This is a genomic window from Gorillibacterium timonense (genome assembly GCF_001457415.1).
Classification (GTDB): Bacteria; Bacillota; Bacilli; order Paenibacillales; family NBRC-103111; genus Gorillibacterium; species Gorillibacterium timonense.
This window is the reverse complement of record NZ_LN881724.1, coordinates 973,557-995,232: the sequence shown is the minus strand read 5'-3', so window position 1 is coordinate 995,232 and position 21,676 is coordinate 973,557. Positions and strand designations below refer to the sequence as shown.

The following is a 21,676-nucleotide window of genomic DNA, read 5'->3' as shown; positions in this document are numbered from 1 at the left end:
ATTTACCCCAATAAGGCCTTTGCCGAATCCTCGGCTTCCACTCTTGCGTTTCTCTTGGTAAAATCCGTTCCCTTGTAATACATGTCCGCGACTAACAGGTTCGGACCGCAGCAAGCCGCCGCAGGGCAATGGCAGCTGACCGACCGAGCAAGCTCATGCTGAAGCCATAGGTCAAATACCTCATTCAGGCGATGGGTTTGAATGTTGCCCAGTGGAGGCACCGTAGCGAAATCCGTCACCCGAATGTCTCCCGTGAACAAACTGACATTCAGCCGGTTGCGGCCGTCGGGATCGTTCCGAACGGTAACGTTCGGAGCCTTTCTCAGCTCGCCCAGCAGCACGAGATCATCGTCATCCGAGCTGCACGCAAAGAAAGGGAGAGTCCCGAACAGGAGCCAAACCGCAGGGTTGCGGTCCGCAAGCAACTGGCGGATAGCCTCCTTCATCCTTTCGAGAGGTAGTGCAGGTAAAGACGCGGCGAAGGCACTCGGGTACATTGGATGAACCTCATGCCGCTTGCAGCCGAGCTCCGCAACCGATCGGTGAATCGCGGACAGTTGATTCCAGGTTCGGTAATTGATCATGGTCTCCGCCGATACAAATACGCCTCCGTCGGAGAGCGCACGAGCATTGCGAAGCAAGTTGCCGTACAGCTTATCGGAAGCGGCCCGGCTCACTTCTCGGCCGCTGTGTCCGAAGCCGATGCTATGGAAATCGTCCGGTCCGGAATAATTAAACGTGATATGAAGAACATCCAGATAAGGAGCCATGAGCTCGTACCGTTCGAGATCCAGGGTCAGATTCGAATTAATCTGGGTCTTCAACCCGCGCTCCTTGGCGTACCGGAGCAGAGGCAGGAGAGTGGTGTCGATGGTTTCCCGGCTGAAAGACGGCTCTCCGCCCGTCAGGCTCAAGGAGGTCAGCCCGTCAACCTCCTCCAGGCGTTTTAGCACGAGCGTAAGAGGCAGCTTGTCTCCATCGCGGTTGACCAAGGCATCCCCCACCGCACAGTGCTCGCAGCGCATGTTGCAGAGATTGGTCACCGTTAGCTCAACAGAAGTCAGTTTATGGCGTCCGTAGCTCTCTAAAGAATGGATCGGATCCCATGGATCTGGATGTTTGGCGGTTGATGTTGACACGAAATCCCTCCCGTCCGGTGTTCCCTTTCCCGAAGGGAACGCCAGGTTCTTATCATTGTAGCTCAATTTACCAAAAAATAAAAACGGTCATTCGCGCTCCAATGAACGGCGAAAGACCGTTGCGGGTGTTGTTACCTCCGCTGATTCCCCAAAAGCTTACTGCGATTCACATCCGTAATCATCACGGACAGCTTCTTTGACAAATCCACTTCATAGGGAACGGCTATCGGTCCGCTCTCCTCCAATTCCACAATCCGAACGATCGGGCGATGCGGAATGTTGGCGTTCAGATCGACGACAACCCCAATCTCACCGGTGCTCAACGTAACCTCGATACCCAGCGGGTAGATGGCGATTTTATCGCGAAACCAAGAGAGCTTATCCCGGTCGAAGTGGTCCATCGATCCCGCATACAGGATATCGACCGCTTCGTGGGGCAGCATCGCTTTGCGGTAAACCCGGTGGGTCGTCATAGCGTCAAACACATCGACGATTCCGACCCAGCGGGCAAAGTCGTGGATATCTTCGCCTTTTAGCCCACGCGGATAGCCCGACCCATCCAGCCTCTCGTGATGCTGGAAGGCGCAATGCGCCGAGAGCAGCGGGATATTCGGCATGCCGCGGAGAATATCGAAGCCGATCTCGGCATGCTTCTTAACCTCTTCGTATTCATCAGCCGTGAGCTTGCCGGGCTTAAGCAGCAGCTCCCGCGAGATTTTCGTTTTGCCGATGTCGTGCATGAGCGCTCCGAGACTCAGCATATAGAGATCATTGCGATTGTATCCATAGCTCATTCCGAGCTGAGTCGCATACAGGCACACATTCAGAGAATGCTGATAGAGATAGTGGTCCGTCACATGCATATCGGTCAGCATGATCATCGCCTGGGAGGTCTGCGTCAGTTCGTCGATCACCGAATGGATCAGCGGCCGAAACGAGTTAGCCAGGTCGGGAGGATTCACGGACTTTGTCGTCTTGAGCGTATCGTTCATCAGCTTGCGGAATTCACTGCGAACCGTTTGCGTCGCTTCCCGCCGCAAGTCGTCGCTCAAGACACCCTCGATCACCACATCCTCGGTCAGGGGGTCTTCGATATAAAAATAGTGAACGCCGTATTCCTCTAGTCGATGGAGAAGCCTTTCCGTAAGTTCGACGTCCTTACCAAGAAGAACCTGTCCGACTTCATTGTAGATGGGCTTTCCAAGCTTTGCCCCCGGCTTGCATGACCGAGTTGAGACCAAACGCATCTGTCTTCCACGTTCTTTCCGAATAAAGTAAATTGAACTCGAACCTCAGGTATCAGTGCGAGTTTTACAGACGGCCGGCCATCATGAAGATCACGACAACGGCGGCCAATACGAACCGGTAGTAAGAGAAGTAAGTCAGCTTTAGCCGGGATACCAGCTTGATGAAGGTTGCCACGGCAAGGAGCGCAACGATGAACGAAACGACAAACCCGACGGCAAAGGGAAGCAAATCCCCCGACGTGAATTGATCGAGGTTTTTAAGCAGGTCATATCCCGTCGCCGCTACCATAAGCGGAATGGCCATGAGGAAGGTAAAGTCAGCTGAGGCTCCGCGGCTTGCGCCGGTCATCATCCCCGCCGCGATTGTGGAACCCGAACGCGAGAAGCCCGGCCAGAGCGAAAGGATCTGGGCAAATCCGATGTACAAGCATTGGCGGTACGTAAGATCATCCATCGTCGGAGCATTGAGCTTCGGCATCGCCTTTTCACCAACGATCATAAAGATGCCCCCCGCGATGAGGCCGATCACCACGGTCTCCGGTTTAAACAACATCTTTACGTAATCGTGGAACAAGAAGCCGATCAGACCGGCAGGCACGATACCGATGAAGATGTGCAGCAGGTTCAAGTTGCGTCCGTTCGGGGAAACCGGAGCGTTCTTGTCTTTATACCCAATGAGTCGGAGACATCTCTTCCAATAGAGCACCACAACAGATAAAATAGCGCCCAGTTGAATGACGATCTCAAAGGTGTCCGCCTTCTCGCCGGTAAAACCGATCATGTTGCCGACGAGAATCATATGCCCCGTCGAAGAGACGGGGAGAAACTCCGTCAATCCTTCCACAATCCCGATGACTATCGCTTTCCATAATTCCAGCAGCATAGGCTCCTCCTCTAGTCTATTTCTCTGTGTCTGCCATCTCAATCTCTTCGTGCCTGGCTTCCATTATACCGGAATCCAACATTTCTGCCATACGTCTTCCGAACCTTCCGTATATCTTTTCAGCTCCGCCGCAAGCAAATCTCTTAGAAACAAAGGCAGTTGATGGCGGGTTTCGGTTCCGTTCGCTAGAGTAGGATAGCCTAATCCGAACAAGAACATCCCAATCGTTCCGACACGGTAGATCCGATCATGCACAAGCGGCTCGCCGTTCAGATCAACCCGGAAGATCTTCCGATACGACGGGGCCTCCGCATCATAATGAATCGTCATATTCGACACGTTCAACATCCCGAGTGCAGTTCCGCGAAAGCCGTAACCATAGATGTTCCTTGTTGTATTCTCCGGAAGCAAGGATTCCTCGAGCGCCTGCAGCAAATCCGTTCCGGTTAAGTGGGTTACGCACGCGTGGATGGATGACGGACAGATCCGATGCAGCATCCCTTCCGTGACGGTTCCCTTGGATAGGCCCTCCACAAGTTGCCCGGCGTTCACCAAGGCAACGTCTGTTCCGGTAGCGCGGCGGATTGCATTTGCGAGCAAATCTCCAAGCCGGGTCTCTTCCGCAAGCTGGGCTGGCATGTCTTCGCGAAGCGTGGTCACTGGCACAGAAAGGCGCCGTTCGCTTTCAATTCGGCACTTCGCCAAAGCGCTGGCCAATTCGGGATCCCCCTCTTCGTTGTCAACCAGCAGGCAACCGCCCGAGAGCTGGCAGATCTTACGCTTGTCATGATCGTAGACGAGCTCCACCCGACCGACATGGGTTCCGAACTTCCCGGCGCCGCAAATCAGGGTGCCGTTCTCCAACAGGGGGGTCTCCAAGAGGTGATGAGTATGACCTCCTAGAAGAATATCAATTCCCGGTACCTTTTGCACGAGCTGGCGGTCCTGACTGAGACCGAGGTGAGACAGCAGGATCACCACATCGGCAGCACCGCGTACAATGGGGACAATGCGGGAGACGGTCTCTATGGGATCTAAGGCATCCCATCCGAGCTGCTGATAAAAATCGGCAAAGGCGGCTGTAACCCCGATGATCGCAACGGTGAGGCGTCCCGCCTGCAGCAATTGGTAAGGGTGCATCCAGTCCGGAGGCGTCCCTTTCATGCTATCCAGCAAATTCGCGCAGATCACAGGCAACTCGGCTTTTTGATAGACGGCTCCAAGCTCGGACAGGGTGAAGGTCAGCCCTTCATTGTTGCCGGGAAGAGCCGCATCGAGCTTCATCCGGTTCATCACCGCGACATTTGCCCATCCCCGCGTGGCTTCCGTCTCGATAAAAGCCCGATCCATGTGATCCCCGCAATCGACAGCGAGAACGTGAGCCGTTCCGTCTTTCTCCCTCCGAATTCGGTTCAGCATGCTTGCAATCTTGGGCATCTGCTCGAAGCGGCTATGAAGGTCGTTCGTATGCAGAATGACGAGCTTCGTCTGATCCGCCACAGCCTTCCCTCCCTTTTATCTCAGCACACAGAACCTATTATATAAAGTTGCGGAGAAAAGGGCAAAAATGCCGGTAAAACCTTATCCTCCGCCGCTTTCGCCCCCTACGATTCCAATTGCCAAGAGGGAGAACGCTTGCTATGATAAGACTACGAGAATATCTTGGAAAATAGGTGATTTATTTGAAAGTCCACGTGATGGATGTTGAAACCGGAGACGTGATCCTTGCTGACGTCTTTAACCGGTACGGTTTGCTTGTCCTATCTTCCGGCACGATTCTGGATGGTGACGCAGTTTCGAGACTGCTGCAGCATCAACTGGAGTATGTTGATGTTCTCCCTAAAAAATCTGCCGCCACTGCGCCGCAGACAACGCTTCCCTACAATCCGCAGAAGACGCGAGAAACGATGCAGGTTGCCGTCCATTCTGCAAAAGCGCTTTATGATACGGCCCAGGATACGGGGCTTATTGATGCGGATTTGGCGGAGGGTGGATTTTTAAGCATGGCGGAATCGGTACGGGGCAATCACGACGTCGCTTCCATGCTGCTTGTGCTGAACCAGAAGGATGATTATGCCTATCGGCACTGTGTTCAGGTGGGGCTAATCTCCTATCATTTGGCCAAATGGCTCGGCAAGCCTGAAGCGGAATGCTGCTCGATCGGTACAGCCGGGTATTTACATGATATCGGTAAAACCAAGATTCCGAAAGAGATACTCGGCAAGCCGGGTCCGCTGACTCTGGAAGAATTCGAGACGATCAAGAAGCATACCGTCTATGGCTTCAGCATGATCGCTGATTCCATCGGCAATCCGGATTGGGCGCTTCCCGCCCTCCAGCACCATGAGAGACTGGACGGCTCTGGCTATCCCCACGGCATTCGCGGCTCGGAGATTCATCCCGCCTCCAAAGTCGTGGCGATCGCCGACATCTACAGCGCCATGATCTCGACGACTCCTTACCGCAAAGGCAAGGACTTGATGAACGTGCTCTGTGAGCTTCACTCTCTCAGCTTCGGCAAGCTTGATCCTCATATGACCCAGGTGTTTATCCGAAATATGCTGCCCAATCTGATCGGAAAATCGGTTGTGCTCTCCAGCGGAGAGACAGGAACGATTGTCATGACGAATCCATCGGATTTTTTCCGGCCCTTGGTTAAGGTAGACGATCAATTCCTGGATCTCGCCCAAATGCCCCTCGTGAGTATTTCCCGGTTTGTCGAAGAAGCCACCGCCTAAATCCAGCTTACATAACGAAAACCTTCCCGATCATTCCGGGAAGGTTTTCTTGCCTTTAGGGGGCTGGTGTGGATACGAGCTTCGACTTCAAGCACGCACAAGGAGACTCGTGCGGATTACTCGTGCGGATTCGATTGATTATTAGCCCTGCCAAGAACGAAGGAAGGAGAGATCTGTTCCGCACCACCCGCGCACCCAGAGGCCATGTCCACAACCCTGCTCAGCCTTCGTCCATCTCGACACTAGCACAGTCATTGCCCAGGAAATGAAGAACGGGACGAGGAGCATGAAGCCGATCTACAGCGCAAAGCCGGCCATAATCCATAAGAAAGCAGCGGTACACCCCCGCCGTCATCTCCTCGAATCTAGAGCAAAAAAAACGTGCCCGAGCGCCTTAGACACAAGAGTGTCAAGATCGCTGCGGACACGTATTTGCATGTGACAGATATACGTTACCCGATGCTGCCTTCCATTTCGAATTTGATGAGACGATTCATCTCGACGGCGTATTCCATCGGGAGCTCCTTGGTGAACGGCTCGATGAAGCCCATGACGATCATCTGGGTCGCTTCCGCTTCCGTGAGGCCGCGGCTCATCAGGTAGAACAGCTGATCCTCGGATACCTTGGATACGGTCGCTTCATGCTCGAGGGTTACATTGTCGTTCATGATCTCATTGTAAGGGATGGTATCGGACGTCGATTGCTTATCCATGATCAGCGTATCGCATTTGATGTTCGCTTTGGAGCCCTGCGAATTGCGGCCGAAGGAAGCCAACCCGCGATAGGTCACCTTGCCTCCGTGCTTGCTGATCGATTTTGATACGATCGTCGACGTCGTCTCCGGCGCAAGATGGATCATCTTCGCACCGGCATCCTGATGCTGGCCCTTGCCCGCAACGGCGATGGAGAGCACGCTGCCTTTGGCTCCGCGGCCTTTCAGGACCACTGCCGGATATTTCATCGTCAGCTTCGAGCCGATGTTGCCGTCCACCCATTCCATCGTGGCGTTTTCTTCGGCAACGGCGCGCTTCGTGACGAGGTTGTAGATATTCGGCGCCCAGTTCTGGATCGTCGTATACCGCGCGCGGGAATTCTTGAGACAGATGATCTCAACGACGGCGCTGTGGAGCGAATTGGTGCTATAGATCGGAGCCGTGCAGCCTTCGACATAGTGAACGAAGCTGTCTTCATCGGTGACGATTAGCGTCCGTTCGAATTGTCCCATGTTCTCGGAGTTGATCCGGAAATAGGCCTGCAGCGGAATATCGCATTTCACGCCTTTCGGCACGTAAATGAAGCTGCCTCCTGACCAAACCGCGCTGTTCAAAGCCGCAAATTTGTTATCCGTCGGAGGAACGATCGTGCCGAAGTACTTCTTGAACAGCTCGGGATACTCACGGAGAGCCGTATCCGTATCCGTGAAGATGACGCCTTGCTTTTGCAGATCCTCCTGCATGCTGTGATAGACGACTTCCGATTCGTATTGAGCGGAGACGCCGGCGAGGAATTTCTGCTCGGCTTCCGGGATGCCCAGCTTGTCGAAGGTTTCCTTGATTTCCGAAGGAACTTCCTCCCACGTCTTCCCTTGCTTCTCGGCAGGCTTGACGTAATATTGGATGTCGTTGAAATCGAGATCATCCAAGTTACCGCCCCACTTGGGCAAGGGCATCCGGTAGAAATGCTCAAGAGATTTCAACCGGAATTCCAGCATCCAGTCCGGCTCGCCTTTCATTCGGGATATTTCCGTCACGATTTCCGGAGTAAGCCCCTTGCCAGACTGAAATACGGCTTTGTGCTCATCGCGGAACCCGTATTTGTATTCTTCCATTTCGGGCATTTGCTTGGCCATCGTGGTTTCCTCCTTTATTCGTTCGATTCCGGTTTTTCCAATCCTTTGCGCATCGCATTCCAGGCGAGAGTGGCACATTTGATCCGGGCGGGGAACTTATTGACCCCCGAGAGAGCCTCCAAGTCGTCATAATCGAAATCGACGTCCTGACCGCGCATCATGCAGGAGAAGTTCTCCGCCATCTTCATGGCATCCTCCATCGACTTGCCTTTGACGGCATCCGTCATCATCGAGGCAGAGGACAGGCTGATGGAGCAGCCCTCACCTTGAAATTTGGCGTCCTTCACCACTCCGTCCTCCACCTTCATCTGAAGGGTGATGCGGTCTCCGCAGGACGGATTATTCAGATTAACCGTCACCGCGTCTCCTTCAAAGGTTCCGCGGTTCCGGGGATTTTTATAATGGTCCATAATGACTCTGCGGTACAGATCATCCAATTCCATAGCCGAAGTACTCCTTTGTCTTGACTAATGCGGCTGTAAGACGGTCAACATCCTCTTCGGTGTTGTAGAGGTAAAAGCTGGCCCGTGCCGTCGCCGTTACCTCCAGCCATCTCATCAGCGGCTGGCAGCAGTGGTGACCGGCACGAACCGCTACCCCTTCCGCATCCAACACAGTCGCTACGTCGTGGGGATGAATGTCTCCGAGATTAAAGGTGATGAGTCCGCTGCGGCCCTCGCGCGGACCGTACACGGCGAGTCCGTCGATGGCTGAGAGCCGGTCATACGCATAACCCGCAAGTGCATGCTCATGGCGTTCGATCTCGTCCATACCGATGTCCTTGAGGAAATCGATGGCCGCTCCGAGGCCGATCGCCCCGGCGATGATCGGCGTTCCGCCTTCGAAACGCCACGGAAGTTCCTTCCACGTGGAGTCATACAAGCCCACATGGTCAATCATCTCTCCGCCAAACTCGACGGGCTCCATCCGTTCCAGAAGCTCCTTCTTCCCGTAGAGACATCCGATCCCGGTCGGCGCGCACATTTTATGCCCGGAGAAGGCATAGAAGTCACAATCGAGCTCCTGTACATCCACCTTCATATGCGGAGTGCTTTGAGCTCCGTCTACGAGAATCTTCGCTCCGTTCTTGTGAGCGATGGCGGCGATTTCCTTCACCGGGTTGATGGCGGCCATCACGTTGGAGACGTAGGTGACCGCGACCATCTTGGTGTTCGGGGTAATCGTCGCTTCGACATCCTCCAGCCGGATGGTGCCGTCCGGTTGAAGCGGAATATATTTCAGTGTGGCACCGGTCGCTTTGGCGGCCTGCTGCCAAGGAATCAGGTTGCTGTGATGCTCCAGAGGCGTGATGACGATCTCATCGCCCTCCCGGCAGACGGAGCGAGCGTAGCTTGCAGCCACCAGATTGATGGCCGTCGTCGTCCCGCGGGTAAAGATGATCTCTTCCGTATGCCTCGCATTCAGAAAAGCGGCAACCTTCTCCCGAGCGCCTTCGTAAGCATCTGTTGCCCGCGACCCCAAGGTATGGACCCCCCGGTGAACGTTGGCGTTGTCATGCTCGTAATAAGCTTTCATCGCTTCCAGCACGGGAATCGGCTTCTGAGAGGTCGCCGCGCTGTCCAGGTAGACGAGCGGGTGACCGTTTATTTCTTGATCGAGGATCGGGAACAGCTTACGAAGCTCGCTTGCATTCATTGCCCCAACTTCCTTTCCACCAGCTCACGGAGCTGTTGCTCGAGCTCCGGCAGCGGAATTTCAGCGACAACCGGCGCCAGGAAGCCATAGATGACCAGCCGTTCCGCTTCCTCACGAGTGAGTCCGCGCGACATTAAATAGAAGATTTGCTCCGGGTTGACCTGCCCAACGCTAGCGGCGTGGCCGGCTTGAACATCGTCCTCGTCGATCAGCAGGATCGGGTTGGCGTCGCCGCGAGCAGCCGAGCTCAGCATCAGCACTTTCTCCGATTGCTGGCCGTTCGCGCCGGTCGCCCCTTTCTCGATCTTGGTGATGCCGTTGATGATGGCCGTAGCCGCTTCTCTCATAACGGCGCGTGTCGACATATCCGATTCGGTCGCCCGGCCCACATGGACGTTCCGAGTCGTCAGATTGAGGCGTTGTTCGCCGTCTCCGACACAGATCACTTTGGCATCCGCCGAAGAACCGTTGCCGTTCAGATAGGAGGTCGTATCAGAAATGCCGTAGCCGGCGTTCAGCTCTCCGATCACCCATTCCACCCGGGCATCCTTCTCGAGAACGGCCCGCCGGTAAGCGACGTCGATCACCGATGACCCCAGGTTGTGAATGCTGGCGAATCGCACTTGCGCCCCGGCAGCCGCATAGACCTCTGCGAAAGCAGGCACGACTTGCGAAGCTTCCGCTCCTTCGCTGCGGAACTGCTCGACATAGGAGACCGAGCTGCCTTCTTCCGCTACGATCAAGATATGGGGGGCGAGGACTTCCGTACCGTTGCTGACAAAGGCGGCATAGAGCGGGAGCTCAACCTTAACGTTCTTCGGAACGTACAGGAAGACGCCGCCGTTCCATAGGGCTGAATGCAGAGCCGTTAACCGGTGCTCATCCACCGCAACGGCCTTCATCAAATACGGGCGAATCCGATCCGCATGTTCACTCGCCGCCGTCTGCAAATCCGTGAAGATGACACCTTGTGCAACTAGCTCCTCGGCAAGCTCGCGGTAGACGACCTTCGCTCCGAGCTGAACCAACGCGTTTGAGGCATGCTTATCAGAGGGAGTCCATCCAGCCAGGTCCGGCTTTGCCGCATCCGAAGCGGCTTCACTGCCGGAAGCGAGACCGAGGGAATCCCAATTCCACCGGTCAATCCTTGTTTTCTCCAATTGGGGCAGCTCCAGCTCGCCCGCAAGCTCCAAGCCCTTCAGCCGCAACTCGGTGAGCCATTCCGGCTCTCCAGCGCTGCGGGAACGGTCTGCCACCGCTTGACGGTCGAAAGGAAGCAAGGTATTTGATGTCATGTCCATTTCCTCCTGTTCGACGTTTACGCTTCTTGACCTACCTCATCGACAATGCCAAGCTCTTCCTTCAACCATTCGTACCCTTCGTTCTCCAGTCGCTCCGCCAGCTCCGGTCCGCCGGAACGAACGATGCGGCCTTGCATCATGACGTGAACGAAATCTGGCTTGATGTAATTCAGCAGGCGCTGATAGTGGGTGATGATCAGGAAGCTGCGGTCTTCGCCGCGCATGGAGTTGACGCCGTCCGCGACGATGCGCAGAGCGTCGATATCGAGACCGGAGTCGATTTCGTCAAGAATCGTCAGACGCGGCTCCAAAAGCAGCATTTGCAAAATTTCGTTGCGTTTCTTTTCGCCGCCGGAGAATCCTTCATTCAGGTAACGGTGCGCAAACTGCGGATTCATCTCCAGCTCTTTCATCTTGGCTTCCAATTGGCGGATGAACTTCATAAGCGAAATCTCATTGCCTTCCTCGCGACGGGCATTGATGGCGCTGCGCAGGAAATCGGAATTCGTCACGCCCGGAATCTCGCTCGGATACTGCATGCCAAGGAAGAGTCCTGCACGTGCGCGCTCGTCGACGGACATCTCCAGAAGGTCTTCTCCGTCCAGGGAGATCGCTCCCGCCGTCACTTCATACTTGGGATGGCCCATCAGCACGGAAGCCAAGGTACTCTTGCCCGTTCCGTTCGGTCCCATGATCGCATGGACTTCGCCATTTTTGATCGTCAGGTCAAATCCCTTCAAAATCTCTTTATTTTCGACATTCGCTCTCAGACCCTCAATTTGAAAATGCATCGTTCCTGCCACTGTCATCCACTCCTTCGAGATATCCTGTAGCTATGAATCAAGGGACGGATTCCAACTGGAAAATCCGCCAGCCAAAATGAGTTATCGCAATTGATTCTCATTGATTATCAATGATTCTCAGTGCTAATTTTATTACATGCGATGCCAAAAATCAATTGATCTTTCCTTTCATGCCGATGCTTATGCGCTTATCCCCACGGATCGTTTTACCTATTCCAGCGCCTTTTGCACAGCATGGACGGCACGAGCGAACTCCTCGTCGCCAAGAACGGGAACCCCAGATTGCAGGCTGCAGTCCGATGCATCCAAATTTACCCAGGATTTACATCCCCCATATTCTTCGCGAAGAGGGAGCAAAAATGGTTCATCCAACCGCCTTACCCGCAGCAATAGGATATGGAGAGGATGGCTTCGTTTCCAACGTAAGCGTTCGTCCGCGAACGAGTCTGTCCAGATATGAAGATTCCTTAGCCTCTCTAATTCTTCGCTGCTAGAAATCTCCAGATCGGCGACCGCTTCGGCGCTGTGAGCGATTTGAACGGTCCGCTCCTCCGGCTTCCACCCGGCCATGACCGCGCCGAGCATAGGCTTATACTCGTCTTTAAGAAGAGCTTCCTTCTGATGCTCATAGCTGGGAAACAAGTAAAACCTCTTTTCTGTCAAACGAAAATCACGCGTCTCTTCGGCGATTCCTCCCTTGCGCATCAGAAGAATCTGCCTGCCTTCGGACAACGCTTGAATGGTAACCGCCCACTCCTTGAGGGCGACGGCAGAAGTTGTCATCGATCTTCCTCCCTGTCATGTCCTTCCTTCTATTATAAAAGCCCGCAAATGCCAATAGCAAACTTGTGAGGCATGGAACCGCATCGAATTCATCATGCATAACCAAGCCTTCACGGGAGAAGATAAGGGTGCTCGACCAAACCAACGAATGGAGAGTGAAATCCGATGCGCGAGGGATTAGTCCCTGCAATCCTGGGCACGGCTGTCACAGCAACGGGCGCGGCACTGCGCACGAGGTATCCGATGGTTGGTACAGCAGTCTTGGGCTTCGGAGCGGCGCATATCGTCCTCGGAGCCATTGACCTGGTAGAGCACCGCAGGAGCATGTCGTAACCAACGCCAATCGGCAGTGGAGCTAGACAGCCTAGGGGCGGCATTTGCCGCCCTCCTGTTTTTTCTATTTTTTTCCTCTCACCACTTATTGCCATAAGTCAAAAAGCCCTTTCCCTTTTCTCGTTTCTATGTTAGGTTTGGAGAACGAGAGTGTATGATTATGGAAAAGGAGTGGGCGAATGGTCAAGAAGTGGTTGATTCCCTTATTCGCATTGATTCTTCTCTTGTCTATGACCGCTTGCGGACAAAACAAGACGGCTTACGAGAGCCTTAAACAAGGGAGCGCTAAATTAGCGGAAGCCGATTCGTTCGAATACTCAGGAGCCTTGGCTCTTCAACTAGACACGAAGAGCGCCGCAGAGGCGGAAGAAACGCAAGTGATGCAGATGCTGAGCAATGTAGAAGTGAAGTTCTCCGGCGTTCAGTACAAGAAGGCCAAAAAGGCTTCCGTGAACCTGGAGCTGAATCTGAAAGGCGACATGTCATTCTCCCTGGCCATCCCGGTCGTCGTGGATAACGAGAACATCTATGTGAAGATCCCGCAAATCCCGATGCTCCCCCTTCCGGAAGAAATAACAGGCAAGTACGTCCATTTGACGAAAGAAGACATCGAGAAGCTGTCCGCAGAAGCGGCTCAATCGAAACCGGATCTCGACCCGGATAAGGAAAAGCAGCTGAGCAAGGAACTCGGAGATGTCTTCGCGAAGCATTTCAAAGAAGATGACCAGCTCGTGAAGGTGAGCCGCAAGAAATCAAGCGCGGATGTTCCGGATCATGTGAAGCAGGTGATCGAATACAGCATCACAAACGACAGCTTCCCGTTACTTGTAGAGAAGGTGGTTAAGAACCTGATTCCAGATATCATCACGGTTCTGAACAAGCCGGAGTACCAAGAGATGACCGGAGTTCAAGCGGACACGCTGGAAAACTACCAGAAATCTCTGGACGGCTTTACGACCGATGAACTGAAAAAACAGTTGACCGTAAATGAAGCGATCGCACAATTCGGCTTGGACGGTTCCGGCTATCTCTCCTATCTGCGCGATAAATTTGACTTTACCTCGACAGAAGAGAACGGCGATAAAGCCAACACCGCATTTGATCTGAGCTTTAACGCCACCAATATCAACAAAACCAAGGCGGAGGTCGTCATTCCCAAAAAGGAAGAAACGATCAGCCTGACGGAGCTGCAGGAGCAGTTCGGCACCTCCTTCCTTTCTCCGTAATGACCTAACAAGATCTCTACCATACAAAAAAGGGGCATTCCATCAGCAGACAGTGTTCTGCCGGGAATGCCCCTTTTGTTGCGGTGGATAAGACACGAATTCAGTAGGGTTGATCAGCTTCTCTTATTCGGCCAGCAAGAAACCTACGATCTTGTCATGCAGCCCAGGCAAGCCTTCGTGCCCGAAGTCAGGGAATACCTCCAAACGCTTGGTCGACACGATCTTGTTATAAGCAGCCATCTGGGTAGAAGGCGGACAAATGGTGTCCATCAGGCCGATTCCCATCAACACCTCGGCGCGGATGCGATTCGCCAGATTCTGAATATCGATATAACCGAGCTTATGGAACATGCTCTCTTCCCGCTCATGCTGGGGGTCGAACAAGCGGAAATACGTGCGCAGCTCGTCATAAGCATCCTTTGCCAGATCCATCTCCCAAACACGACGGTAATCGCTCAGGAACGGGTAAACCGGAGCGGCCTTCCAAATCCTCGGCTCAAGTGCCGCGCAGGCGATGGTCAGTGCGCCGCCTTGGGACCAGCCAGTCGCTGCAACCCGGGTTTCGTCAACCTCTGGAAGCCCCATGACGATCCCCGCCAGTTGAGCCGTATCGAGGAAGATGTGGCGGAACAACAAGTGTTGAGGATCTTCGCTATCCAGACCGCGAATGATGTGTCCATTTAGCGTATTGCCTTTTACACCGCCTGTATCCTCGGATTTACCACCCTGACCGCGCGCGTCCATGGAGATCACGCTGAAGCCGAGTGCGGCAAGCCCCAGCTTGTCGGTCCAATCTCCGGAATGGCCGGAATAGCCGTGAAATTGAATCACAGCCGGGTGCGGCTCCTGGACATGGCGAGGACGAACATATTTCGCATGAATCCGGGCTCCGTGAACGCCGGTGAAATACAGGTCGAAGCATTCGGCAAATGGAACCTGGAACTTGGAGGGAACGAGTTCTAACGCGGGATCGGTGTCCCTCATCTCCTGAAGGGCTTTCTCCCAGTAAGCATCAAAATCATCCGGGCGCGGACTGATTCCTGGATACGTCTTTAATTGGTCGAGCGGCATATCGATGAGCGGCATGGATGGTCATCCTCTTTTCCGTATGAGTAAAAGTTGTCCGTTCCAGTGTAGCGAAATCCGCCGATTCTGCCAAGCTTCGAGGAGAAACTTCTCTTCTCGCAAAAAAAGCAAGCTAGCGGTTCGTTACGCACCGCCTGCTTGCTTGTTCACGTAGGGCTCAGATTCCTTTTGTCTGTGGGTCCATGGGATTAAAGTCGGTCATTTTGCGAAGATAGAGCAGCTGCATGGCTACCTTCACATGCATTTCACTCAGATGGGTGATCTCTGCGATCCGGGCAATGCTGTAGTCGGCAACCTGTCCGCTCCTCATCACGTCGTAGACGGATTTCTCGGGTGAACTCAGCTTCTCGTACTCCGGCAGATTGGCGTCTTTCTTGTTCAAGTCATCTCCCGCCCTTGTATCAGGTTCGCTGTTCATTACCCGTTCTGATCTGGATCGAACCATGAAATGGGAAGTTTGAGAAACTCGTACGCTATCAGCTCTAATCGTGTTGGAGTGGAAGGCGGACTAGCGCAAGGCTTTCCGGGCGAGCGTAATTGTCAGCGCGAGGAGAATGGCTCCGGCAGCTACAGCGACTCCATAGGATTGCAGCCAGAAGGGACTTCCCTCCAATTGCTTCAAGATCCATCCTCCCAGGATGGGACCGATGAAGCCGGTAACTCCCGTGATCGCGGAATACACTGCAATGAACATCGGACGTTCGCTCTTCGGGGTATCGCCGATGATGAAATTAAAGACAAGCTGCCCATAGCCACCAGTACCGAAGCCGATCAGAATATGCACGACTCCGAGCACGAGCATCGTCGGAAGAATCGCCAGCAGCCCCCAGCTTAAGCAGCTCGCCGCAATGATCGGCAAAGTCCAGAACAGAAGCGTTTTATTCGAATGGCGCATATTCCATCGTCCCCAAGCATAGAAGCTGACGACCATAGACAGCGTTTGCAAAATCGTCATAACCGATACTTGCCCTTGCGACAGCTTCAAATAGTTGAGCATGATGAAGGAATAAAGCGGTACCACAATCCCCTGCAGGAGGACCCATAAGCTCAGGAACAGCGTAGCTTTCATGAAGGAACGATCCTTGAGCGGCAGCTTCACCATCGACTTCAGCCCCCGCTCCGCCGACTGCTCAAGGGGGAGGTTGGGGTACGTAGTGAACATGAAGATGTTAATCACCGCCATGATCCCGATGATCGCAAAAAGGATGTGGTATCCTTGCCCGCCGGGATAACGGTCAAGGATCTGTCCGCCGGCAAACAGCGTCAAGCTTCCGAGGGCATTCAAGACCATGTTGCGGAAGCCCATATACCTCGCCCGAACCTGAGGAAGAACCATATCGCCAACAAGGGAAGTCCACATCATCGCGGATGTCGCATTGGCAATAAACGCAAGCGAATAAAGCGGGATATAGACGGCTAACCATAGCTCTTGCGGAAATAGAAACGGGATGAGTCCGGTTGCCGCCCAGCAGATGCGGTGCAGGGAAGCGAGCGTGACAAATCCCCACTTGCGATGCAGCTTGTGGCTGAACGAAGCAAACGGGATTTGCAAGACATTGGCGAGCGTCGGGATGGCCAGCACCAACCCGATCTGACTGGATGTCGCCCCCAGGTACATCAGGTAGCCGGTGAGAAACTGTCCCCCCAGCAGCGTCTGAAAGATGATCGCAGGAATTCCTTCCAAGGTCAGAATGTGCAAATTGCGGCGATTCTCCGATTCTTTCTTGGAGAGGGGTAGCTTGAGCTTGGATTCGATCGGGATTATGACGCTCTACTCCTTCATATGGATTGCCTCTATGATAGCACAGAGCCTATACGTGATCGAGATGAAAATAAGTGGAGATGGAATGAAAAGAAACCGTTTCCGCAAAAGCCGCGAAAACGGTTACCTTTTCCTTGATTTATCCGTGCAAAAGCGATTCGGCACCATCGATATAGATCGCCGTTCCGGTAATATGGGACGATTCATCCGAAGCCAAAAACAGGACCAGATCCGCCACCTGCTCCGCGGAGCCCGGCCCCCGCTCAAGCGGCTGAGCCCCTTCCGGGTAATGAACCGGAATTTCAATTTTTTTGAGCATCGGGTCCTTCGAGGTGGTCTGATCGATATTCGTGGCAATGGCTCCGGGACAGATCGCGTTCACCCGAATTTTGTAGCGGGCCAGCTCCAGCGCCGCCATCTGCATGAACGCGACCTGTCCCGCCTTGCTCGTGCTGTATGCGGACGCGCCGAACATGGAGAAGGTACGATTCCCGTTGATGGAGCTGGTGATGGTGATGCTTCCGCCCTCTTGCCTCAAATGGGGAATCGCATACTTCACCGCTAGAAACGTCCCTTTCAAGTTCGTCGTGATCGTATTGTCCCAGTCATCCGGGCTTAAGTCCTCGATCGGAGCCAGCTTGCCGTTAATTCCGGCATTGGCAAAGACGAAGTCCAAGCGGCCATAGCGCTTCACCGCCTCTCCAATCCCTCCCTCCACGCGTGCCGGGTCGGAAACATCCACATCCACCACAAAAGCGTCTCCTCCCGCCGCACGGATTTCCTCCTCCGCTTCGGCCGCTCTCTTTTCCCCGAGGTCCAGGATACAGACCCTCGCCCCATGCTGCGCAAGCCTTACCGCAGCCGCACGGCCGATCCCGGAGCCGCCGCCCGTCACCACGGCAACCTTGCCTTCCATTCTCCGATTGCTGTCCATGCTGTTCGCTCCTTCCAATTCGACCCAGGTCTGCGCCTGCGATAGCCGCAGAATAGGTCGTCACCTTCAGTGTAACCACGCCCGTCCGGCAGCAAACCGGCAGCCCTCCGCCGCTTCCGCAAATTTTATCTTCTTTTAAGCTTGGCTTAAGCCCGCTCTCATTTGGCTTTCATATCCGGCTTCTACAGTGAAAAGGAAGATTTTATGGATTACGAGAGGAGAAGCGATTCATGCGGCGCGGTTACAAATGGTTGGCATTAACGCTCGTGCTTGTACTCGTGGCGACGGGGAGCATCCTGTATTGGAAAACCCCTGCGGCTAAAGGAGCAGACGAGTCTACAGAAAGTACGGTTCAGGTTCAGAAGGGCGCGATCCGTTTCACGGTATCGGGGACCTCCCAGCTGGCAGCAAAAAATGTGCAGACGATCAGCGCACCGGCGGACGGCACCGTCCAGACCATGAACCTGGAAAAAGGCAAGGAGGTGAAGAAGGGGGCTGTCTTGTTCGTTCTCTCCGATCCCTCCTTATCTTTGTCTCTTAAGGAAAGTGAAGAGTCCCTTACCCAAATGGAGAAGGAGCTGACGAAGCTGAAAGCGCAAGCCGGGCATCTTCAGGTGACGGCTTCAGCAGCCGGATTGCTGACCTTGGCCGGCAATGTCGACCTCGGCTCGAATCTCAATGCTTCCTCCAAAATCGGGACGCTTGCGGACAATTCGGTCTTCACCGCTACCGTGCCTTTTGCGGCGGAGGAAGCTGCCGATCTGCGCAAGGGAGACTCCGTCGAGGTAGCCGTTGAGAACTTCGCGCTGACCAAGCCGGGAACGATCACGAAGATCGACTCTACCCTGTACGCCGACGCTGCCGGCAACCGGATCGTACAGGTAACGATTCGGGTTCCCAACGACGGCTCACTCTCCGCCGGATTGAATGTAACCGCGTCCGTCGAACGCGGAGGGACCGTCCGAGCTTCGACAGGGAAAGGAACGCTCGATTACCTCTCCGTGGTCCCGGTCATGAGCGAAGCCGGGGGGACCATCAGCGAGCTGAACGTGAAATCGGGTGGAGTTGTAAAGGCGGGCGACGTGATCGCCGTGCTGGCGAACGATTCGCTCCCCGATGACATCGCGGCCAAGGAATCCTCGGTCGAACGGCAGAAGCTTCTCGTCGAGAACAACCGCAAGAAGGTAGCGACGCTTACGGTAACCGCTCCGTTCGACGGAGTGTTCTCCACGGATTTTGCGGACAGTAAAGCGAATGTTCTCGCCAACTATCCCGTAGGCGCTCAGATCGCAGCCAACACGCAGCTCGGCGCTGTATCCAGCCCTGCGGTCATGCAGCTAGCCATTCAGGTGGATGAGCTCGATCTTCCCGACATCAAGCTGGAGCAGAAGGTGTCGGTCACCGTGGATGCTCTGCCCACCTTGTCGCTGGAAGGAACCGTCAGCCAAATCTCCAGCGTAGGCACGACTACCAACGGCGTCACCTCCTATGATGTCGTCCTCGATGTGACCAATCCGGGAGACGGACAACTGAAGAGCGGAATGACGGCGACGGCTGAGATCCTCATTCAGGAGAAAAAAGACATTTTGGTTCTTCCCAGCAATGCCCTGCAATCCTTCCGCGGAAAACGGTACGTCACCTTGAAGAACGCCGACGGATCGCTGGAGGAGCAGCACGAAGTGACGGTAGGCATTCGCAGCGAGACGAGCGTGGAGATTACAGACGGCTTGTCCGAAGGAGATACCGTCGTGGTCCCAACCGCCGAAAAATCCACTCAGTTGACCGAGCAGCAGATCAGTCAGATGCGGCAGATGTTCCAGAATGGAGCCGGTCAAGGCGGCAACACTGGCGGCTTCGGAGGAGGCGGAATGAACGGCGGGGGCTTTACCGGAGGCGCAGGCACCGGTAGCGGAACGAACGGCGGAGGATTCAGCGGAGGCGGAGGGTCCGGCGGTGGCAGCGGCACCCGTGGAGGCAATTGAGCGGAGGCTGTGGAAAGGAGTGCGGAAGCGTTGGCCATCATTGAGCTGAATCAGATTTGCAAGACCTATTATCAGGGTGAAGAAGAACTGAACGTCCTCAGATCCGTTTCGCTGCAAGTGGAGCAGGGCGATTTCGTCGCGATCGTGGGACCGAGCGGCTCGGGAAAATCGACTTTGATGAATACCATCGGCCTTCTCGATGCCCCCACTTCAGGAACGTACATTTTGGACGGAGTCGATACCGAGTCCCTGACGGACAACCGCCTTGCCGAGCTAAGAAATCGCAAAATCGGCTTTATTTTTCAACAATTTAATCTTCTGCCCCGTTTGACTGCGCTGGAAAATGTGGAACTGCCGCTCATCTACTCCGGAATGGACAAGAAGACGCGCAAGGAGCGAGCCGCTTCCCTGCTCGCCTCCCTCGGGATGCAAAGACATATCCAGCATAAGCCGAGCCAGTTGTCCGGCGGGCAGCAGCAGCGGGTTGCCATCGCAAGAGCGCTCGCCGTCTCCCCTTCGCTCATCCTGGCGGATGAGCCGACCGGAGCGCTCGATTCTCGGACCGGGCATGAGGTACTTGACTTGATCTGGGAGCTGAACGACCGAGGCAATACCATCGTCATGATCACCCATGATCCCGGAATTGCCAAGACCGCGCGAAGAACGATTTCTCTACATGACGGAGAGATCATAGGCGATGAACGGCAGGCTCCGGTACCGTCCGCTGTCGGGGAGGTGGTTTCATGAAGGCTTGGGAACTGATCGTCATGGCATTTCGGACCATCATCGGAAATCCGATGCGGACGTTCTTGACGATGCTCGGCGTCGTGATCGGGGTCAGCTCGGTATTAACCCTGGTCTCCCTTGGTCGGGGGACTTCGGAAGCCATTGAGAAGCAGTATGAAAGCCTCGGCACCAACCTGCTTGTCGTCAACGTCATGGGCAACGGCCGCGCTCAGCAGCTGGATTATTCGGAGCTGATGGATATCGAGCAGTTTCCCGAATTCGCGACGATCGCCCCCACTGTCACCCAATCGGGGGCCAACCTCAAGTACGATCGCACCAAGGAATCCTACTCCCTCATCGGGACCAATGACCGCTATCTGAATATCGTGAAGACGCAGGTGGATAAGGGCCGCTTTCTCTCTCCTGCGGATCTTGATTTTCGCAATCATGTCGTGGTTCTCGGCTCCGAGGTAGCGGAGAAGTTCTTCGGCACCTCTGATCCGGTCGGGGAGGTCATGAACATCGACGGGTTCAATTACACGGTGATCGGAAAACTGAAGGCGCAAGGGTCGAATATCAGCGGCACATCGGCGGACAGCACGGTGTTCGTTCCGCTTGAGACGGCCCGCCGCGACTTCAAGCTCGGCAATATCCGCACCACGTATATTGAAGCGGCCTCCAAGGAAGACGTCACGAAAGCCCAAGAAACCATCGAGCAATACTTGACCTACAAATTCAAAAGCTCAACCGGCTACCGGGTCATGAACTCGGACCAACTGCTGACGGCACGCGTCGCCGCCTCCAGCACGCTGACCCGGCAGCTCGTCAGCATTGCCTGCATCTCTCTATTAGTCGGCGGAATCGGAATCATGAACATCATGCTGGTGACCGTATCCGAACGGACGCGAGAGATTGGCATCCGCAAATCCATCGGAGCGAAGCGCCACAATATTCTGTTTCAGTTCCTGGTAGAGGCGGGTGTTATCAGCGGACTCGGAGGATTGATCGGGCTTATCGTCGGCATCGTCCTCTCGCTGGTTTGGCCTTTGTTCAACCCCGAACAGTCGACCAGTCTGTCGCTCGATATCGGGCTGTATGCCTTCGCCTTTTCGGTGCTGGTAGGCGTGATCTTCGGGCTGTATCCCGCCAACAAAGCTTCGCGGCTGAAGCCGATCGATGCGCTTCGCACGGAATAATCCACTGGACTGACCCTTAAGGAGGTTATCC

Annotated in this window: 19 protein-coding genes and 1 pseudogene; 6 read left to right on the top strand and 14 right to left on the bottom strand. The window is 54.6% G+C overall.

Features of this window, described 5'->3' with window-relative positions; genetic code table 11:
* Positions 1-2 precede the first annotated feature (2 nt).
* The 4 genes and pseudogenes from yfkAB to BN2684_RS17060 all read right to left on the bottom strand — a co-directional run.
* The gene (gene yfkAB / locus BN2684_RS17075) at positions 3-1,139 is read right to left on the bottom strand and encodes a radical SAM/CxCxxxxC motif protein YfkAB (protein ID WP_058303342.1); all 1,137 of its coding nucleotides are present in this window, start codon (positions 1,137-1,139) and stop codon (positions 3-5) included.
* A gap of 131 nt (positions 1,140-1,270) precedes the next feature.
* Positions 1,271-2,386 carry an HD-GYP domain-containing protein gene (locus BN2684_RS17070; protein ID WP_058303341.1) on the bottom strand — a complete coding sequence of 372 codons (1,116 nt, stop codon included), beginning with the start codon at positions 2,384-2,386 and terminating at the stop codon, positions 1,271-1,273.
* A 64-nt stretch (positions 2,387-2,450) separates the two neighbouring features.
* Positions 2,451-3,269: an undecaprenyl-diphosphate phosphatase gene (locus BN2684_RS17065; protein WP_058303340.1), complete on the bottom strand. Its 819-nt coding sequence runs from the start codon at positions 3,267-3,269 to the stop codon at positions 2,451-2,453.
* 234 nt (positions 3,270-3,503) lie between these two features.
* Positions 3,504-4,769 (bottom strand): annotated as a pseudogene (locus BN2684_RS17060) (bifunctional metallophosphatase/5'-nucleotidase); the annotation flags it as partial.
* A 182-nt stretch (positions 4,770-4,951) separates the two neighbouring features.
* On the opposite strand from BN2684_RS17060, the gene BN2684_RS17055 reads away from it, so the two are divergent.
* Positions 4,952-6,007, top strand: a complete 1,056-nt coding sequence (locus BN2684_RS17055; RefSeq protein ID WP_058303338.1) for an HD-GYP domain-containing protein — start codon at positions 4,952-4,954, stop codon at positions 6,005-6,007.
* Positions 6,008-6,459: 452 nt separating this feature from the next.
* Here the strand turns inward: BN2684_RS17055 and sufB are convergent, their stop codons facing one another.
* The 6 genes from sufB to BN2684_RS17025 all read right to left on the bottom strand — a co-directional run bounded on the left by sufB (position 6,460) and on the right by BN2684_RS17025 (position 12,400).
* Positions 6,460-7,857 (bottom strand): Fe-S cluster assembly protein SufB, encoded by a 1,398-nt coding sequence (sufB, locus tag BN2684_RS17050; protein ID WP_058303337.1) that lies wholly within the window; start codon positions 7,855-7,857, stop codon positions 6,460-6,462.
* Positions 7,858-7,871: 14 nt separating this feature from the next.
* Positions 7,872-8,300 carry a Fe-S cluster assembly sulfur transfer protein SufU gene (gene sufU / locus BN2684_RS17045; protein ID WP_058303336.1) on the bottom strand — a complete coding sequence of 143 codons (429 nt, stop codon included), beginning with the start codon at positions 8,298-8,300 and terminating at the stop codon, positions 7,872-7,874.
* A complete protein-coding gene (locus BN2684_RS17040) occupies positions 8,287-9,513 on the bottom strand; it encodes a cysteine desulfurase (protein ID WP_058303335.1) in 1,227 nt (408 codons plus the stop codon). The genes sufU and BN2684_RS17040 overlap by 14 nt, the downstream gene beginning before the upstream one ends.
* Entirely contained in the window at positions 9,510-10,808 is a 1,299-nt protein-coding gene (sufD, locus tag BN2684_RS17035; RefSeq protein ID WP_082652036.1) for a Fe-S cluster assembly protein SufD, read from the bottom strand. Before sufD ends, BN2684_RS17040 begins: the two co-directional genes overlap by 4 nt.
* A 23-nt stretch (positions 10,809-10,831) precedes the next feature.
* Positions 10,832-11,605, bottom strand: a complete 774-nt coding sequence (gene sufC / locus BN2684_RS17030; protein WP_058304604.1) for a Fe-S cluster assembly ATPase SufC — start codon at positions 11,603-11,605, stop codon at positions 10,832-10,834.
* Positions 11,606-11,827: 222 nt separating this feature from the next.
* Entirely contained in the window at positions 11,828-12,400 is a 573-nt protein-coding gene (locus BN2684_RS17025; RefSeq protein WP_058303333.1) for a DUF1802 family protein, read from the bottom strand.
* 165 nt (positions 12,401-12,565) lie between these two features.
* Here BN2684_RS17025 and BN2684_RS17020 point away from each other — a divergent pair, with 165 nt between their 5' ends.
* Together BN2684_RS17020 and BN2684_RS17015 are read left to right on the top strand one after the other, a co-directional pair.
* Entirely contained in the window at positions 12,566-12,733 is a 168-nt protein-coding gene (locus BN2684_RS17020) for a hypothetical protein (RefSeq protein ID WP_058303332.1), read from the top strand.
* Positions 12,734-12,912: 179 nt separating this feature from the next.
* Complete coding sequence (locus BN2684_RS17015) at positions 12,913-13,959, top strand: hypothetical protein (RefSeq protein ID WP_058303331.1); 1,047 nt, start codon at positions 12,913-12,915, stop codon at positions 13,957-13,959.
* Between the two features lie 123 nt (positions 13,960-14,082).
* On the opposite strand, the gene BN2684_RS17010 is transcribed toward BN2684_RS17015, so the two are convergent.
* From BN2684_RS17010 to BN2684_RS16995, 4 genes are all read right to left on the bottom strand, one after another.
* Positions 14,083-15,045 carry an alpha/beta fold hydrolase gene (locus tag BN2684_RS17010; RefSeq protein WP_058303330.1) on the bottom strand — a complete coding sequence of 321 codons (963 nt, stop codon included), beginning with the start codon at positions 15,043-15,045 and terminating at the stop codon, positions 14,083-14,085.
* Positions 15,046-15,202: 157 nt separating this feature from the next.
* Positions 15,203-15,427: a hypothetical protein gene (locus BN2684_RS17005; protein WP_058303329.1), complete on the bottom strand. Its 225-nt coding sequence runs from the start codon at positions 15,425-15,427 to the stop codon at positions 15,203-15,205.
* A gap of 126 nt (positions 15,428-15,553) precedes the next feature.
* Complete coding sequence (locus BN2684_RS17000) at positions 15,554-16,744, bottom strand: MFS transporter (protein WP_234340265.1); 1,191 nt, start codon at positions 16,742-16,744, stop codon at positions 15,554-15,556.
* 202 nt (positions 16,745-16,946) lie between these two features.
* On the bottom strand, positions 16,947-17,741 hold the full coding sequence (locus BN2684_RS16995) for an SDR family oxidoreductase (RefSeq protein WP_058303327.1): 795 nt from the start codon (positions 17,739-17,741) through the stop codon (positions 16,947-16,949).
* 230 nt (positions 17,742-17,971) lie between these two features.
* On the opposite strand from BN2684_RS16995, the gene BN2684_RS16990 reads away from it, so the two are divergent.
* The 3 genes from BN2684_RS16990 to BN2684_RS16980 are packed head-to-tail and all read left to right on the top strand — an operon-like array spanning position 17,972 to position 21,645.
* Positions 17,972-19,723: an efflux RND transporter periplasmic adaptor subunit gene (locus BN2684_RS16990; RefSeq protein WP_058303326.1), complete on the top strand. Its 1,752-nt coding sequence runs from the start codon at positions 17,972-17,974 to the stop codon at positions 19,721-19,723.
* 36 nt (positions 19,724-19,759) lie between these two features.
* Positions 19,760-20,470 (top strand): ABC transporter ATP-binding protein, encoded by a 711-nt coding sequence (locus BN2684_RS16985; protein WP_392389033.1) that lies wholly within the window; start codon positions 19,760-19,762, stop codon positions 20,468-20,470.
* The gene (locus BN2684_RS16980; RefSeq protein ID WP_058303324.1) at positions 20,467-21,645 is read left to right on the top strand and encodes an ABC transporter permease; all 1,179 of its coding nucleotides are present in this window, start codon (positions 20,467-20,469) and stop codon (positions 21,643-21,645) included. The genes BN2684_RS16985 and BN2684_RS16980 overlap by 4 nt, the downstream gene beginning before the upstream one ends.
* Positions 21,646-21,676 lie beyond the last annotated feature (31 nt).